Genomic DNA, 18,034 nt, shown 5'->3' with positions numbered 1-18,034 from the left:
GTGAAAATATTTATTGTTTTCCGGCCAAATGGACCTTACCATCAGCAATCCGCCGGCTGGCGGATGCCAGTGGCATTATTATCAAAATTTTGCCACGGACGTTTCATAATCATTATGATTGTAGCCAAAGATAACTGATAGGCGGTTAAAACGTGAAACGACCCCCTTCATAGGGGCAGGTTGAGAAAGCCAACGGGGATTGCAGCAATAACTAATAATACAACCTCATTCATCGTGTTATCAAAATATAATTATGACATCAAGGCATGCTAATTGCAAGGTTATTGTTACTTTAATGAATTATTGTCACCAACTACTACTTAACTATGCGGGGAACCTGGATAATCTTATTGATCATGGTCGCTGCCGGTACCGGTATGTACTTTTGGTTTTCTCGTAAACCAAAAGCGGCCAGTCACGATACCATCGTGTTCAAGAATACACCCGATTCAATTATCAGTAAAATGAAAGTTTACCTTGCCGATGATCCCAAAGAAGTGATGCACCTCGATAGTGTGTGGATGCAGTCGGATTCAACGCCGTTGAAACAGGTGCTGAATGGTGTATCTGAAGATACCATGAACAAAGCCTGGTCGAACCTCACCCTCTTCCTCGCTTATGGCAATCATTCTTTTTATGATCTTGAATTGAAAAAGCCCGATCCCAAAGTGTCGTATACCATTAACCTTGAAATTGAACCGCAGAATGGCGATACGCTGATGCTTACGGGCACCGTCATCCCCGATAAAGGCGATGGATTTCAATTTAAGTCGCCCATGATGAAGATCTACTCCCGTTTTGTGGTAACGTACAACTATAAACTACCCGAGCCGCCGGCTGATTCTACGTCGATCAAAGGGCATGACCCGAATAAGACGATCACTATACTTAAAAATTAAGTCTGTCATACCAAGAAAGCAGGCAACAAGGCATAAAGGCAGCAAGGCAACGAGGAATACAGAATTGCAGTTATCGTATTGATTAACATGCAAGCCCAAAGCATTATATTAAACGTAAATATAATTTTTATCGGGCCTTTTGCCTTTACACTCGTTGCCTGTTTGCCTCGTTGCCTTTATGCCTTTCCATAAAAACAAAAAAGCCCCAATGAATATGGGGCCTCAATAACTCTACAAAGAAATAACTTTAATCAATAATCTTCTCCACTCTCGTCAGCTGACCGTCTTCGTTCATTCCTTCGAGAATGATGCGTAAACGTTTCGACACATCGTTATTATAGAAGTTCAGCGTTATTTTATGATTGTTCTTATCGGTTAACAGGTAGGGCGCCCAATAAATGGTGGTGCGGATATCGGGCAGCTCGTTCTGTGCCGATTCCCTGCTGTAATCGGGTGAATAGAATTCCTTTGGCAACGCATATCCGGTAAGCCTGCTTTTATCGAGGCCGCCCACATTGGTCGTTGAAGAACTAACATCTCCCCCTTTCTTCGTGTAGATGGCAATTGCGCCGCCGGCGCCGCCACCCATTGCGCCAAAGAATGGCGGACGGAATGCTTTTACATACGCAATATCAGTGACCGGTATGTTCTCGATGGCACTTACATCAACCGGCATTTCGTTCAGGAACAGGGAAGGTGTGGCCCCGCGCCATTGCAACTGCGATCCGCCGCCACCGGTATTGATCTGCAAGCCAGCCACCCGGCCCTGCAGATAACTGAAGATGTTCATGGCGCCCATGGCCGACACATCGTCGGTAAGATCGAAGGTAGTGGCATCGCCGCCCGAGAACAAACCACTGGTATACCGCTCGTCCATCTGCTGCTGTTTCGTCTTTTGCCTGGCCTTTACCGTAACGGTTTCCAGCACTTTTACTTTCTTCTCCAGTTCAGGCTTCAACCGTTCCGCTTCACTCGCAAAATATTTACCCCTGTTCAGCAGGCTCGTATCAAGTGGCATGGGCACGCGCCAGGCAGTATCGGGTTTAATAATGGCAGGGGCCTTTAGCGTACCATTGGTAAAGTTAACAATGGCTTTATTGGCGAGGTGCTTGCTGTTATTGAACTGGTAAAAGACCGATACCGTATCAAAGAACACCAGTCCGTCCTGTTTAAACTTCCCGGTTGAATCTATTGCCAGGAAGAACAACTGCCGCGAAGAATCCTTTGCCTGCAGAAAAACATTGATCTGCGTATTCTTCGGCACCTGGCTCGGTAATACGCCGGTTAAGGTAGCATTGAGCGCAAGGTAGTTCTCACGCGGGAATTTTATGACAGGCAGTTTACCGGCAGCCAGTTCATCCCATTTGAACCTGCGCCAGCCATTGGTAAGCATAACCAGGTCGAGGTGGGCGCGAACGGTATCATCGTTACCGGTAAAGTAATAATAAGGATTATGTATATAGCCACGCAGATCGCCGCTCAACAACAAATGCGATACAATGTTATCGGCATCGGGATCGGCCTTTGTCAACCCTGCATCGGTAATGGCAATGCTCAGGTTTGTTTTCAGCGTATCGGGCACATCGATCACCAGTGTATTCTTAGCTCTTCGCTCGGTGCTCTTGGCAACCGGCACCACTTTGGTGGTAAAGAAATAATCTTCCTTGTTCACAAAACTTATCCGTTCGGCCAGCGGATTCCAGTTGGCATCGAACAGTGTCATTTGCATGATGCCGGTAGGAATTCCTTCGAGCGGTATTGACCCGCTTACCATAAAGTTTTGCGCCAGGTTCAACCGCGCTTTATATACCACCTGCGAATTGAAATAACCCAGCAGGTACAAGGTCTTTAAATTCTCTGGCGACTCCTGCGAACGTTTTATGATAAACGCCTGCCGGTTGCCGGTAGGTGCGCACTGCAATACAACTCCTGTTGCTTTGGCTACGGGCAATGGCGTTTTATGGGTTTGCTTTTTTTCATCGGTCCATTCGGCATAATAGGTTTTACCGGCTTTTGGCTCAATAGTAAACCGGCCCATGCCATCGTGTGTAGTGGTAAAGACGGCTGCGGCAGCGCCTGAAGCATCTTTGATTACGCCTTCTGCATTTACCGGCAAACCATACAGATCGGTAATCTTTACTGCAACTACCGATTCAATACCGGTTACCAGATCGCCGCCTTCCGGGAAGAAACGCAATGAAACCGCTGCGGGAATGCTGCCGGCCGCGGCTCCGCCCTGTTTGCTTCCTGCCGGTTGTTTGGCAGCAGTAGCGCCCGGCGGCGCTACCGGTACCGTTTTATTTAATATGCGAATGGTTTTACTGAAAAGAAAAGTAGTATCGAAATTCAGCATCCAACTGGTATAGGCCCTGAAAACGATAGTGGGCGGTAAATTGGCCGGCAGATCAAAATGGCCGGCAGATGAACCTTCATAGATCGGCAATACCTTTTGTTGCAATACTTTGCCCGACTGGTCGAGGATCTCAGCATAAAAATTCCTGCTGATGGGCGATGGCATGATGCCGGCAAATAAATACGATTTGAACCAGATGGTTTCACCTGTATTGTAAGCAGGTTTGTCGAAGTGTACATATATTTTCTCCTGCGGATATTTTTCTCCGTACACATTCACCATTGAATCGATCTGTTGAGCATAGCCGGCTCCTAAACCGGTAAAGATCAAAGCCAAAGCAATCAGGGATCTATATAATCGGGTGCAATTCATGGGGCAATTTAACTTTTAACAAATTAATGGCTTTCATAGCTTAAAATTGATAAAATTTTGTCTATGAATTGTTAAAGAAACCTTCATATTGGCATTTTTTGATCTGCAACCCCGAAACCCTGCTATAAAATAGGCACAGGACGTTTATTATCATCCACTGCCACCAGCGTAAAACTGCCGCTGATCGCTTTTTCCCGGTCGAAAGAATACATTTCTTCTATATATATTTCCACCAGCACCCGAACACTGGTTCTGCCGGTATGTATTACCCTGCCGATGAGTTCAATGATCGTTCCTGCGGGAATGGGCCGGGTGAAATCGATCTTATCGGATGATACCGTTACCATTCTTTTCCGGGCAAAACGGGTAGCGCAAATGAACGCCACTTCATCCATCAACGCCATGGCGGTGCCGCCAAATAAGGTATCGTAGTGATTCGTAGTGTTGGGAAATACCGCTTTAAAGATGCGCGTTTCTGATTGACTGATTTTCTCTTCTATCGTCATTTTTACCTTTTATGTATGTTATGTGAATGATAAAATAGTTACCGGTTACAACGGAGGTGTGCCACGGTTCGTTGGCCGCGAAAGGGTAACTGTGGCACACCTTGTAATCAGGAACCCGGTAACCGGTAACTGAAACTGTATCGTAAAAAGCTATACTTAAACCAGGGCCGGTTGTTCAACCTTCTCCCTCGCCTTCTCCGCTGCCTGCACCATGTTCTTCAGTGCGGCAATGGTTTCCGTCCAGCGACGGGTTTTCAAACCACAGTCAGGGTTCACCCACAGGTTTTGCACCGGTAACAGGGCCGCCGCTTTTTCAAGCAACTGCACCATTTCTTCTACCGTTGGCACCCGTGGCGAATGAATGTCATAAACACCGGGCCCGATCTCATTGGGGTATTTGAACTTTGCAAACGCTTCGAGCAGTTCCATTTGCGAACGGCTTGTTTCAATGGTGATCACATCGGCATCCATATGGGCAATGTGCTCCATAATATCATTGAATTCGCTATAACACATATGCGTATGTATTTGCGTTTCATCCCGTACCCCGCTGGCCGATAAACGAAATGCCTTTACCGCCCATTCGAGATATGCCGGCCCATCTGCTTTTCTTAAAGGCAATCCTTCGCGGATGGCAGGTTCATCTATCTGTATCACTTTAATGCCGGCCTTTTCCAGTGCCACCACTTCATCGCGAATGGCCAGGGCGATCTGGAAGGCGGTTTGCCAGCGCGGCTGATCGTCACGTACGAACGACCATTGCAGAATGGTAACCGGCCCGGTAAGCATTCCCTTCATCAACTTACTGGTTTGGGCCTGCGCAAATACGCTCCACTTTACCGTCATATCGCCGGGCCTGCTCACATCGCCTGCAATAACCGGCGGTTTTACACAACGGCTGCCATAGCTCTGCACCCAGCCATTTTTGGTAAAAAGAAAACCATCGAGCTGTTCGCCAAAATATTCCACCATATCGTTGCGCTCGAACTCCCCATGCACCAATACATCGAGCCCGATCTCTTCCTGCACCCTGATGGCCGAAACAGTTGCTTCCTCGATATCTTCTTCGTATTGCTTTTGTGTAAGCGCTCCTTTTTTGAGTTTGGCGCGCAACTGGCGGATCTCATCGGTTTGCGGGAAGGAACCAATGGTTGTAGTGGGAAACAGCGGTAAATTGAACCGCAACTGTTGTATACGCTGGCGTACCGGAAATTCACTGTTGCGTTTTGCGTCTGCCTCTTTAATACCGGCAACCCGGTCTTTCACTACCTGTTTATGAATGCGGGTTGAATTACGGCGGCTTTCAATAGCCTGTTTATTTATTTTCAGCAACTCATTGTTACCGGCCATTATCTGCTTCAGGTCGTTTACCTCGCCCAGTTTTTGTTTGGCAAATGCCATCCAGTTTTTGATCTCCGCATCGATATTCGTTTCGCCGTCGAGATCAACGGGAGAATGCAGTAACGAGCAGGAAGGCGCCAGCATGATCCGGTCTTCCCCAATAACCGCCTTTGCCTTTTCAATCAGCGCAAGGGATCTGCTGTAATCGTTCTTCCAGATGTTGCGGCCATCGACCACTCCCAGCGATAAAGACATTTTGGGTGGAATCGCTTTCAATACATCATCAATCTGCTCCGGCGCACGTACCAGGTCGAGATGCAGGGCGCAAACAGGCAGGCCGGTGGCCAAACCGGTATTCTCGTGCAAACCCTCGAAATAAGTTGCCAGCAACAGTTTCAGGTTGGTTTTGTTCCTTATTTCTTTGAAGGCATACCTATACGCTTCTTTTTGTTTTTCGGTAAGACCGGTTACCAGGAAGGGCTCATCTATCTGCACCCATACGGCGCCGGCATCTTCCAGCCTTTTCAGCACATCGATATAAACCGGCATTAGTTTTTTCAACAGGTCGATCCGGTCGAACTTTTCGCCATTGTCGTTTTGTTTTTCCTTACCCAGCAACAGATAGGTTACGGGCCCAATCAGTACGGGCTTTGGGGTAGTTCCCGTTACGCGTTTACATTCGTTGAATTCGTTGAACAGTTTATCGGAGATAAGACGGAATTGCTGGGCAGCGGTGAACTCAGGTACAATGTAATGGTAATTGGTATCGAACCATTTGGTCATTTCCATGGCCGTTATATCGAGGCCGTTTTGCTGATACCCGCGGGCCATGGCAAAATACAGATCGATCTCCGTATTGTCCTTGATGTCTGTTGCCACAGGTGTATAGCGTGATGGTACCGCGCCGAACAGCAACGACGCATCGAGCACCTGGTCGTAAAACGCAAAGTCATTACAGGGTATCAGATCAATACCGGCCTGTTTTTGCAATAACCAGTTCTCTTCCCTGATCTTTTTAGCGGTGAGAAACAGATCGGTCCTGCTGATAGTACCCGCCCAGTACTGTTCACAGGCTTTTTTCAATTGGCGTTGTGCCCCAATACGGGGGAACCCAGGATTGTGTGTTAGCATACGCATAAAACATTTTGTGAAACATTAATGAATAGTATTAATGTCTTTACGTTTAATGTGTATGCTTTCGTGAAAAAGTGTTAGAGAGAAACAGTTACAAAGTGAGGTGATTTAACTGTCCCTGACTGCTGCTTTTGACCGCGAAAGCATTCGTCTCCGTTTTCAGGCAAGTATCCTGGCTTGTTGTATTACTGCATAGCCTTCCCATACCTTGTGGCGGATATAGTGGCTTGTTATGCAGCATGTGAGGTTGTGACCACTCACTACAACATACAGTTGCGCGACAGCCCGTGATTTGCACACGGTTCCTTTTTAATACTCCGGTTGTGGCCGGAATAACCTGAAAACAAATGTTAAAGTAAAGAACTTCGAAGGGCAAAGATAAGGAATAAGTTTATGGTTTATAGTTTATAGTTTTTTGTTCTTTAACCCTGTTGTTCCCTACAAAACTCAGGCATTCAATAGCGAGGCCAAAAACTTACAGGAAATACTGAACCTAAACAACCATAAACAACAAACCATAAACCACAAACAAAAAAAAAGCCTCCCGTTCAAAGGAGGCTCACACATTGTATATAGGATTTTAATCCACTATTTTGTTAAGCACTGCAGGTAACGCAACCGTCTTCCATACTGCAGCTGCCGCCATTGAGGCCGTCGTCTGTTGTTACATCGGCTGTTTTAGGCATAACGGGCTCCATTTGACGGCTGCCCTGTTTTTCAACCGTGAATTGTACAGCCTGGGCCGCCGCCTGCGTACGCAGGTAATACATGCCGGTTTTCAATCCCTGTTTCCATGCATAGAAGTGCATAGAGGTAAGTTTGGCAACGGTGGGACTGTCGACAAACAGGTTCAGCGATTGCGACTGACAGATAAAAGCGCCGCGGTCGGCTGCCATATCGATCAAATGTCGTTGTTTTATTTCCCATACGGTTTTGTACAACGCTTTGATCTCAGCGGGAATTTCATTGATGTGCTGAATGGAACCGTTGGCCGCAATGATCTTATTCTTCATGGTATCGTTCCAAAGGCCCAGTTGCACCAGGTCTTTCAGCAGGTGTTTGTTTACGATAATAAACTCACCGCTCAATACCCTGCGCACATATATATTAGAAGTATATGGCTCGAAGCATTCGTTATTGCCCAGGATCTGTGAAGTTGAAGCGGTTGGCATGGGCGCTACCAGCAATGAGTTGCGTACGCCATGTTTTATTACTTCCTGGCGTAAAGCATCCCAATTGTACCGGTTTGAAGGGGCTACATTCCACAGATCGAACTGGAACTGGCCTTTCGATAACGGGGAACCGGCAAATGTTTCATACGCACCCTGTTCAATAGCCATATCCTTGCTGGCTGTCATGGCCGCGAAGTAGATGGTTTCGAAGATGTTTTTGTTCAGCATCTTCGCCAGGTCGCTTTCGAATGGCAAACGTAACAGAATAAATACGTCGGCCAGCCCCTGCACACCCAGCCCTATTGGACGATGGCGCAGGTTCGAACGTTTTGCTTCCTCGATGGGATAATAGTTATGATCTATAATGCGATTGAGGTTGCGGGTTACATGGTACGTAACCTCGTATAATTTTTCGAAATCGAATTTTCCATCATTTACATAACGGGGCAATGCCAGTGAGGCCAGGTTACAAACGGCTACTTCATCGGGGCTGGTGTATTCCAGGATCTCTGTACACAGGTTACTGCTTCTGATCGTTCCGAGGTTCTGCTGATTGCTCTTCCTGTTGGCCGCGTCTTTGTACAGCATGTAAGGGGTGCCGGTTTCAATTTGCGCTTCAAGGATGGCAAACCACAGGTCCTGCGCTTTGATCACCTTGCGGGCGCGGCCTTCCTGCTCATAACGATGGTACAGCGCTTCGAATTCATCGCCGAACGTATCGCCCAAACCGGGCGCTTCATGAGGGCAGAACAGGCTCCAGTCGCCATTTTGCTCAACGCGTTTCATAAACAGATCGCTTATCCACAGGGCATAGAACAGGTCGCGGGCACGCAACTCTTCTTTACCATGGTTCTTGCGCAGATCGAGAAACCCTTCTATGTCGGCATGCCAGGGTTCAAGGTAAATGGCAAAAGCGCCTTTGCGTTTGCCGCCGCCCTGGTCAACGTAACGGGCGGTATCGTTAAATACGCGCAGCATGGGTATGATGCCGTTGCTGGTACCATTGGTGCCGCCGATATAGCTACCGGTGGCGCGCACATTATGAATTGACAAACCAATTCCACCCGCGCTTTGCGAGATCTTGGCGGTTTGTTTAAGGGTATCGTAAATACCATCGATGCTGTCGTCTTTCATGGTGAGCAGGAAGCACGACGACATTTGCGGTTTTGGCGTACCGGCATTGAACAAGGTAGGCGTGGCATGGGTGAACCAACGCTCGCTCATTAAATTATACGTTCTGATGGCGTTGGCAATATCTTCTTTATGGATGCCTACAGCAACCCGCATATACATATGCTGTGGACGTTCAGCCACTTTTCCGTCGATGCGTAACAGGTACGATTTCTCCAGAGTTTTAAACCCGAAATAATCGAACCCGAAATCGCGGTCATAGATGATAGAGCTGTCGAGCAACTCGGCATTGGCCTCTATGATCTCCATTACATCATCGGCCAGCAGCGGCATTCTACGGCCGGTAGCTGAATCGGTATAATTATACAGTTTGCGCATGGTGGCCGAGAACGATTTCTCGGCATTCTTATGCAGGTTGCTTACGGCTATGCGTGAAGCCAGCAGGGCATAGTCGGGATGTTTGGTTGTCAATGAGGCCGCTGTTTCTGCAGCCAGGCTATCCAGTTCACTGGTAGTAACCCCATCATAGATACCCTCTATCACTTTTTTCGTCACTTCTATTACATCAACCAGCGGGCTCAGGCCGTACGACAGTTTCTGGATGCGCGCCGTTATCTTATCGAATTTTACCGTTTCTTTTTTCCCATTCCTTTTTATTACGTTCATGCTATTGGGGTTTTATTGTGCTATCAAGTTGAATTTTTGATTTAGGGATTTGGAGATTTGGAGATTTGCGCTTAAATCTCAAAATCATAAATCTCTAAAAGTCTTCATCGAGCGAAAACTGCTGCGATTCCTTGCTGGTATTTACACCTGCCTTGCGGTAATCGCCTACGCGCTTTTCAAAGAAATTGGTTTTGCCCTGCAGCGAGATCATTTCCATAAAGTCGAACGGATTGGCTGCGTTGAACATTTTGGGATAGCCCAGTTCGCTCAACCATCTGTCGGCCACGAACTCAATATACTGTTGCATCAACCGGGCATTCATACCAATAAGATCAACCGGCAGCGCTTCGGTGATGAATTCTTTTTCAATGCGCACGGCGTCGCCGATAATATCATACACCTGCTCCTGCGATAATTTACTGTTCAGCATGCCGTATAACAAACAGGCGAATTCGCAATGCAAACCTTCGTCGCGGCTGATAAGTTCATTGCTGAACGTAAGCCCCGGCATAAGGCCTCTTTTCTTCAACCAGAATATAGAGCAAAAGCTGCCGCTGAAGAAAATACCTTCAACTGCAGCAAAGGCTACCAGACGTTCGGCGAAGTTCCCCTGTTCAATCCAGCGCAATGCCCACTCTGCTTTTTTCTTTACGGCAGGTACCGTATCGATGGCGTGGAACAACCTGTCTTTTTCATTGGGATCTTTTACGTATGTATCAATCAGCAATGCATAGGTTTCGGAGTGAATATTCTCCATCATGATCTGAAAACCATAAAAACAACGCGCTTCGGGCAACTGTACTTCGCTCATGAAGTTCACAGCCAGGTTCTCGTTCACGATGCCATCGCTGGCGGCAAAGAATGCCAGTACATGGGAAATAAAATGACGCTCGCCGTCATTGAGGTTACCCCAGTCTTTCAGGTCGCCGCTGAGATCGATCTCTTCTGCGGTCCAGAAACTGGCCTCATGCTGTTTATACATTTCCCAGATGCGTGGATATTTGATTGGAAGAATTACAAAACGGTCTTTGTTCTCCTGCAACAACACTTCATTTTCGTACTGCATAAATGATGTTAGAATGTTTAATAATGCGGCACGACAACAGATAACAACTCCAATGACTTCACGTAGAAAGAAGGGGAAGCATCAATCATTTGCCGGTACCTTATCGGGAAAGTTCCAAACATAGTTTCGTTACGGCAGGTCTCCTGGCTTGTTGATTGCTGCGCACCTTCCCGCCAATGTGGCTTTCACCTGCTACTGGCAGTGGTTATTGTAGTATCAGCATAGTGAATGGATAGGATAAACCGTGAATTGATGCCTACCATTCACCCAACTTACAGTTGCCCGTCAGCCCGTGATTTACACACGGTTCCCTTTTAAGCCAACTGAATGTGAAAAGATGTCATTCAGTCAGCACCGTCACAAATATTTGTAAGAACCAACACGAAAGTAGTACGCATGTGAAATAATCAATAAAACAGTTTTTCACAGGTGTTAATAGTTTTATCATCAGGTGTAAATGTATTTGAATAAGGGCCATGTTCGGGAAACGGCAATCGTAAATCGAATCGTGAATGGCCTCGCGGCAATTCAGATTTTTTCCGACTTTGCGCCGCCTGAAATCCAAGCCGGCAGCCGGTAACCGGTAACTAATTGGGTTTTCCCTATAATTTACCGACTTTCGCAGCCTGTAATTACCATTAAATACACCGGGTATGACAAATACAGCCAGCAAATCATTATACGAAGAATATGTAAAGGAAATGCAAACGATCGCCGATCTGCGTTATGCTTCGGCGGTACTGCAGTGGGACCAGGAAACCTATTTACCGCCGAAAGGCGCTCCGGTTAGGGGTCAGCAGATCGCCACCCTTTCGGAAATTGCCCATAAATATTTTACCGATGAAAAACTGGGCGCGCGGCTGCAGGAGTTATTGAGTAGCGACAAATTGTCGGCCGAAGAAAAAAGAAATGTAGAACTTACATGGCAGGATTATAGCAAGCAGAAAAAATTCACTTCCGCTTTCGTGCGTTCATTGGCCGAAGCGGTGAACAAAAGTTTCCATAGCTGGATGGATGCGCGCAAAGCAAATGATTTCTCGCTTTTTTCTAACGACCTGGCACGGCTGATCGAATTAAAAAAACAGGAAGCCGATATGCTGGGTTACGCGCAACACCCCTATAATGCGTTGCTCGATGATCATGACAAAGGGGCCACGGTGCAGTTGCTCGATGGCGTTTTTTCTGCCATTCAGCAACCGTTGAAAACGCTGCTGGGTAAAATTGCCGCATTGCCGCCGGCCGATGACAGTTTTTTACAACAGCATTTTGATAAAGACAAACAATGGCAGTTTGGTTTACAGGTGGTGAAAGAGCTGGGGTACGATATGGACGCCGGCCGCCAGGATATTTCAGAGCATCCTTTCACAACCAATTTCAACAGCCAGGACGTACGCATTACCACCCGCATCGATGAAAATGACCTGAGCAATATGGTGTGGAGCTGTATTCATGAAGCAGGCCATGCCCTGTATGAACAGGGGCTGCCATTGAGCGAATATGGTTTACCGCTGGGCGAACCGGCCTCTTACACAATTCATGAATCGCAGTCGCGCCTGTGGGAGAACCATGTAGGCCGCAGCCGGGCCTTTTGCGAACGCTGGTTACCGGTATTGCAGCAATACTTCCCTCAGCAACTGGGTAAGGTTACCGTTGAACAATTCTACAAAGGCATAAATAAAGTACAGCCTTCCCTTATACGTACCGAGGCTGATGAGCTTACCTATCATTTTCATATTATGATAAGGTACGAACTGGAAAAGCTGCTGATAGGCGGCACCATGAACGTAAAGGACATCCCCGGCTACTGGAACGAGCAATATGGCCAGTTAATGGGCGTTAAAGTACCGGGCGACAAACAGGGCTGTTTGCAGGATGTGCACTGGAGCCATGGCAGCTTTGGATATTTTCCAACCTACAGTTTGGGAAGTTTTTATGCCGCTCAATTCTATCACTTTGCAAATCAGTCGATTACCAATTTAAATGGACTTATAAAAGAAGGAAATACAACGCCATTATTACAGTGGTTGCGTAGTGCAGTACACAAAAAAGGACGGCGTTACACCAGCGAAGAGTTGTGCAAAGATATATGCGGGGAAACCCTCAATATTGAATATTTTACGGGTTATTTACTTGACAAATACAAAGATATTTACAAATTTTAATATAAGATTTGTAACCAATGTGGTCTGATCGTATGAATAAACTAAAACCTCTGATCATGACAGGGTTGCTTGCCCTGTTATTCTCCGTGTCGTGCAAAAAAGCCATTGAGAAAAAAGTGCAGAACCAGATAATGGATGCTATTACCAATGGAGAATGGATCGTGGAGCAGTACTTTGAAGCTGATCAAAATCAATCAGGCCAGTTTCTTGGCTATTCGTTTAAGTTTAATTCAAACGGAACTTTAACGGGTTCTATTGGCAGCGCGTCTACCGATGGTTCCTGGGTGCCGAATACCAATGACTATACCATACTTTCGGATTTTCCGGCAGCGGGCGATCCGCTAAAAAAGCTAAACGGGCTGTGGAAGATCAAAGACAGTTACTGGGATTATGTTAAAGCGGAAATGACGACAGCCAATGGAATCAAAATACTTAAGTTACGTAAAAAGTAAAACCGGGATTGCTATAGCCCAACGAAGCTTATATAATTACCGTAATATAAGTTGACACTGCTGGTAATTAGCATCACCCCCTCCCGTCAACCGGCACCTTATTCTTCGAAGAGGCTTCTACCCTAAATATCCTATTTAATTCATCAGACTACCAAAAAATCCGGATACCCCACGATTAACTAATTGCCCAACAACTGGTTAAGAACTGATCATTTGTGCTGTGTAAAACCTGCGGTAAGTAAAATATCACCATGGTGATTTCATTTTACCGGGAATAAGGTTTGCATGGAGTAAGGTCATTCTGTGCTGTTGAGGGCGTATACTGCCTATAACCATAAAACAGTTTTGCACTTGAGTAATTTTGTACTTGCACCTGGTGGTAACCGGATGCGCCTGCCGGTTCGGTTCCGCATAGGAAACCCTGGAAAGCTTTTAACCTCATGGCTGTGCTTATCGTTCCTTTGTTTAATGTCATTACCCGTTTTTGCCCAAACAATGACGGCGGAATTTACGGCTAACAAAACTTCAGGCTGCGCGCCATTGCATGTAGCCTTTAGAGACCTTACAACAGGTAATCCCAAATTCTGGAACTGGGATTTTGGAAATGGCACCCTGTCGAATGTACAACATCCCGGCGTTACCTATTCTAACCCGGGCACCTATACGGTAAGGCTGGTGGTTCGTAACGCCGATGGCACCACCGGTACTACTAAAACCAATTACATTACGGTTTATCCCTCGCCGGCAGCAAGGTTTACTGCAAATAAAACCCTGGGCTGCGTGCCGGTAAACATTCAGTTTAGCGATCAAAGTACTTCAACGGCGGGAAATATAGTTTCGTGGCAATGGGATTTTGGCGACGGCGGCACCAGCACCGCACAAAGCCCTTCACATATTTACAACAATACCGGGTTTTACAATGTAAGCCTTACTGTTACCAGCAGTACCGGTTGTAAAAGTACCGCAACGGCGGGCCGTTACATTCGTATCGTTGCCGGGGTAAAAGCAGCATTCACCAATGAACAGGCACTTTCCTGCCAGCCGCCGTATAATATCACTTTTGCCAACCAGTCGAGCGGCCCTGGTAATATGACCTTTCAGTGGGACCTTGGCAATGGCAGCAATTCAACGCAGGCAAATCCCGCTACTACATATACTTCTAACAATACTTATAATGTAACCCTTACCGCCACCAGCGAATTCGGTTGTTCCAACACAATTACCCAACCGATAACGCTATCAGGGCCTACTACCATAATTAAGGCCCCGGATACGGTGTGCCAGAACCAGCCTGTATCGTTTGTCAACGATGGCTCAGTGGCTCCACAAAAAACGCTCTGGGATTTCGGCAACGGTGTGCAGTCGACCAATATAAACGACAATACCGTTTACACAATGCAGGGCAATTATACAGTAAAGGTCATCAACACCTATTCGGCCTGTAAAGATTCGGCGATAAAGCAGGTATATGTTCAGCCGGCACCGGTAATCGATTTCACCGCCACCAATAATACAGCCTGTAAACCGCCATTGTCGGTAACCTTTCAGGACGCATCGGCTGTGCCCAATACAAAATGGGATTGGGATTTTGGCGATGGCGGCACAGGAACCGGATCGCCGGTTACCCATTTATATAATGGTACGGGCGCTTACAATGTAACTGGTACGTTTACCAATGCCAACGGCTGTACGGCAAAAGTTACGAAAACTTCGGTAGTTAAAATTGAAGCCCCTACCATAAAGATCAACAATGTGCGTGATGGCGGTTGTGTTCCTTTTACTTACAGGCCAACAGCCACTGCAACTTCAGTAGATGGCATAGCATCGTGGCTATGGGAATTTGGCGATGGCACTACTTCCACATTGCAAACTCCAACTCATACGTATAACAGCACCGGCACCTACGACATCAAACTCACCGTCACCACCACCGGCGGCTGTACGGCAACAACGACGGAAGCCGGTGGGGTAAAAGTTGGCACGCCGCCGAACACCAGTTTCAGTATATCGCCTATAGATGCGTGCGCCTCCACCGCCATTCAATTCACCGATCTTACAGCGCCGCCGCCACGGGCCGACGAATGGGAGTGGGATTTCGGTGATGGCGGAACCTCAACAGAGCAAAACCCCAGTCATCTATATCTCGACTCAGGCACGTTTATCGTAAAATTAACGGCATTCAACAATCGCTGCGGCAATCCCGGCGCCACACAAACGGTGCATATAAAACCACCGATCGCAAAATTCGGGCATACAATAACCTGCGGCAGCCTGAACGTTGTATTTAACGATTCGTCAAAAACAGATCCTTCGTACGGGCCTGTTTCTTATGCATGGACATTCGGAAATCCGGTAGCCGGCAATCCGCCGGTTGGCACTTCTACCCAGCAACACCCCACCTTCCTTTTCCCCGGCTACAACGTTTACCCGGTAACACTTGCTGTAACCAATGGTTCCTGCACCCATACCTATATCGACACCGTGAAGCTGGTTAAAGAGCTGGCCGACTTTACCATACCTGCTACTGTTTGCCGGAACGCCAACTTTACCATTCTTTCTACCAATACAAATTACATCGTTCAATACCAATGGTCGATCGATGGAGGCCCATGGACGGTGGCCGGCAGGGGCTATACCCATAATTTTTCAACGTTCGGGCTGCACAGCGTTGGACTGGTCATTACAGATATAAACGGCTGTACCGACACAGTGATAAAAAATAATGTAGTGAATGTAATTGGTCCGGTTGCCAATTTTACGGCCACACCTGGCGGTTGTAAAAATGATATCGTCACGTTCACAGACAATTCAACCTCGCCAAACGCTTTAAATGAATGGGTCTTCGATTTTGGCGACGGCCAGACCAAATCTTTCACCAGCGCTCCTTTTACGCATGCATATGCCGATACCGGTTCATATAATCCACAGCTTTCAGTTCATGATGCAATGGGATGCGTTGATACATACAGGTTGACAGACACCATTTTTATTTCAACACCACTGGCAGGTTTTACTTCAGATTATGATACCATCTGCCCCACATCGAACGTACAGTTTACCGATGAATCTGCAGGCCGGGGATTGAGCTACCAGTGGTATTTCGGCAACGGCGGCACATCAACACTCAAAGACCCCATCTTCAGCTATGGCGGCAATAATGCCACTTACGATGTGAAACTGGTAATAACCGATCGCGGCGGCTGTAAAGATTCAGTGACCCGCAACGGTTATATCACAACTCTGAAACCAGTGCCGGCATTCGATATTGTCGACACACTTACTATTTGCCCGCCCATTGAAACGAAATTCACTTTCAAGGGTATGTACTATGAAGAACTGGAATGGAATTTCGGCGATGGCTCTTCTTCTTCTTTAATGGACCCAACGCATTTCTATAACTCGTTTGGCGATTACACGGCCTGGCTGGTGCTTACCGGTTATGGCGGCTGTAAAGATTCGGTAAGCGCCAACATACATGTGCTAAACGCAAGTAATGTAACTACTCTCAATTACAGCCCCCTCGATGCCTGTAACGAACTAACGGTTAATTTTTCGCTGGCCACCATCCCCAACATGAAGTATACTTTCCACTTTGGCGATGGCGTAATGGATACCACCATGGCAACCAGTTACACGCATTTTTATAAATCACCGGCTTTCTATTCGCCTTATTTAACGTATGCAGACAATCAGGGATGTTTGGCAAATGTTGGCGGTCCCCAGGTAAAGGTGATAGGCGCCGAACCGTTCTTCGGCCTCGACCGGAAAAAATTCTGCGACTCCGGCATTGTTTACTTTACCAATTATACCATTGGTAACGATCCGGTTGTTGCCCGAACCTGGGATTTTGGCGATGGCTCACCTACGACATCTGTAACGGACCCCTCTCACAATTATCAGCAACCAGGCCTGTACCTGGCTTCACAATCGGTAACTACCCAACAGGGGTGTTCGAAAACGATTACCGATACCATCAGGGTGTACCGTACACCCGATCCTTCTATCGTGGGCGACAGCATTGGCTGCCTGAATGAAACGCTGAACCTGCAGGGCATGCTGGCTGTACCCGACACAGGCATTACCTGGAAGTGGACGCCTTCAAACAGCAACCAACCCAATATATCGCTGAACTTTAAAAACAGCGGCACTTATCCCATATCGCTGCAGGCCACCAACCTGCTGGGTTGTACAGACACTGCCTACACGAGTGTATTTGTACCTGAAACACCACAGATCACGGTTAATGAACAGCCGGTGATACCGGTAACCACCGGGGTCAATTTACCGGTCACCTACGGGCCTGAAGTGATCAGCTACAACTGGACACCAGCGAAAAACCTGAGCTGTACCGATTGCCCTACGCCTTTTGCCAACCCGAAGCTAACGACTACGTACACGGTTACTGTTGCAGACCAGTACGGCTGCACCAATACAGCCAATGTAACAGTAACAACGGTTTGTAACGGGCTGAATTATTTTTTACCGAATACCTTCTCGCCCAACGGTGATGGGGTGAACGATATTTTTGCGCCACGAGGTGTTGGCATAACCCGGGTAAACAGTATGCGCATTTTCAACCGCTGGGGCGAAATGGTATATGAAAGAATGAATTTCGTTGCCAACGACCGTACACCCGGTGGCGGCTGGGATGGAAATTACAAAGGCAAACCCGCCAGCGCCGATGTATACGTTTATATCATAGAGTTTGTTTGTGAAAACGCCGCCATCGTTCCGGTAAAAGGCAATGTGGCGCTGGTGCGTTAATCGTACCCGGTTGAAA

9 protein-coding genes and 2 riboswitches are annotated in these 18,034 nt (G+C 47.1%); of the genes, 4 read left to right on the top strand and 5 right to left on the bottom strand.

The genetic code is table 11. The annotated features are described in order from the left end of the window. Positions 1-356 precede the first annotated feature (356 nt). Positions 357-899, top strand: coding sequence for a hypothetical protein (locus A4R26_RS04565; protein WP_133054540.1), 543 nt, complete (start codon positions 357-359; stop codon positions 897-899). 247 nt (positions 900-1,146) lie between these two features. Here the strand turns inward: A4R26_RS04565 and A4R26_RS04560 are convergent, their stop codons facing one another. The 5 genes from A4R26_RS04560 to A4R26_RS04540 all read right to left on the bottom strand — a co-directional run bounded on the left by A4R26_RS04560 (position 1,147) and on the right by A4R26_RS04540 (position 10,640). After that, positions 1,147-3,624 carry a hypothetical protein gene (locus tag A4R26_RS04560; protein WP_081161200.1) on the bottom strand — a complete coding sequence of 826 codons (2,478 nt, stop codon included), beginning with the start codon at positions 3,622-3,624 and terminating at the stop codon, positions 1,147-1,149. A gap of 122 nt (positions 3,625-3,746) precedes the next feature. Next, positions 3,747-4,130 carry an acyl-CoA thioesterase gene (locus A4R26_RS04555; RefSeq protein WP_081161195.1) on the bottom strand — a complete coding sequence of 128 codons (384 nt, stop codon included), beginning with the start codon at positions 4,128-4,130 and terminating at the stop codon, positions 3,747-3,749. A 156-nt stretch (positions 4,131-4,286) separates the two neighbouring features. Beyond that, on the bottom strand, positions 4,287-6,602 hold the full coding sequence (gene metE / locus A4R26_RS04550; protein ID WP_081161316.1) for a 5-methyltetrahydropteroyltriglutamate--homocysteine S-methyltransferase: 2,316 nt from the start codon (positions 6,600-6,602) through the stop codon (positions 4,287-4,289). Between the two features lie 148 nt (positions 6,603-6,750). Next, positions 6,751-6,961, bottom strand: a riboswitch (cobalamin riboswitch). A 240-nt stretch (positions 6,962-7,201) separates the two neighbouring features. Further along, positions 7,202-9,574 (bottom strand): ribonucleoside-diphosphate reductase subunit alpha, encoded by a 2,373-nt coding sequence (locus A4R26_RS04545; RefSeq protein WP_081161192.1) that lies wholly within the window; start codon positions 9,572-9,574, stop codon positions 7,202-7,204. A gap of 94 nt (positions 9,575-9,668) precedes the next feature. After that, positions 9,669-10,640 (bottom strand): ribonucleoside-diphosphate reductase small subunit, encoded by a 972-nt coding sequence (locus A4R26_RS04540; protein ID WP_081161186.1) that lies wholly within the window; start codon positions 10,638-10,640, stop codon positions 9,669-9,671. A 116-nt stretch (positions 10,641-10,756) separates the two neighbouring features. Then, positions 10,757-11,014, bottom strand: a riboswitch (cobalamin riboswitch). A gap of 279 nt (positions 11,015-11,293) precedes the next feature. Between A4R26_RS04540 and A4R26_RS04535 the strand changes: the two genes are divergently transcribed. The 3 genes from A4R26_RS04535 (at position 11,294) to A4R26_RS35790 (ending at position 18,018) form a co-directional block, all read left to right on the top strand. Next, positions 11,294-12,802, top strand: coding sequence for a carboxypeptidase M32 (locus A4R26_RS04535; RefSeq protein ID WP_081161182.1), 1,509 nt, complete (start codon positions 11,294-11,296; stop codon positions 12,800-12,802). Positions 12,803-12,858: 56 nt separating this feature from the next. Further along, on the top strand, positions 12,859-13,254 hold the full coding sequence (locus A4R26_RS04530) for a hypothetical protein (protein WP_081161180.1): 396 nt from the start codon (positions 12,859-12,861) through the stop codon (positions 13,252-13,254). A gap of 351 nt (positions 13,255-13,605) precedes the next feature. After that, positions 13,606-18,018, top strand: coding sequence for a PKD domain-containing protein (locus A4R26_RS35790; protein ID WP_081161178.1), 4,413 nt, complete (start codon positions 13,606-13,608; stop codon positions 18,016-18,018). Positions 18,019-18,034 lie beyond the last annotated feature (16 nt).

Source organism: Niastella populi (assembly GCF_002078015.1).
GTDB classification, from domain to species: domain Bacteria; phylum Bacteroidota; class Bacteroidia; order Chitinophagales; family Chitinophagaceae; genus Niastella; species Niastella populi.
This window is presented reverse-complemented; position numbering and strand designations above follow the sequence as displayed.

Bases quoted from the DNA above. Each gene is read 5' to 3' on its own strand.
- A4R26_RS04565 (WP_133054540.1), top strand. From the start codon at position 357: ATGGTCGCTGCCGGTACCGGTATGTACTTTTGGTTTTCTCGTAAACCA.
- A4R26_RS04545 (WP_081161192.1), bottom strand. From the start codon at position 9,574: ATGAACGTAATAAAAAGGAATGGGAAAAAAGAAACGGTAAAATTCGAT.
- A4R26_RS04530 (WP_081161180.1), top strand. From the start codon at position 12,859: ATGACAGGGTTGCTTGCCCTGTTATTCTCCGTGTCGTGCAAAAAAGCC.
- A4R26_RS04560 (WP_081161200.1), bottom strand. From the start codon at position 3,624: ATGAATTGCACCCGATTATATAGATCCCTGATTGCTTTGGCTTTGATC.
- A4R26_RS04535 (WP_081161182.1), top strand. From the start codon at position 11,294: ATGACAAATACAGCCAGCAAATCATTATACGAAGAATATGTAAAGGAA.
- A4R26_RS04540 (WP_081161186.1), bottom strand. From the start codon at position 10,640: ATGCAGTACGAAAATGAAGTGTTGTTGCAGGAGAACAAAGACCGTTTT.
- metE (WP_081161316.1), bottom strand. From the start codon at position 6,602: ATGCTAACACACAATCCTGGGTTCCCCCGTATTGGGGCACAACGCCAA.
- A4R26_RS04555 (WP_081161195.1), bottom strand. From the start codon at position 4,130: ATGACGATAGAAGAGAAAATCAGTCAATCAGAAACGCGCATCTTTAAA.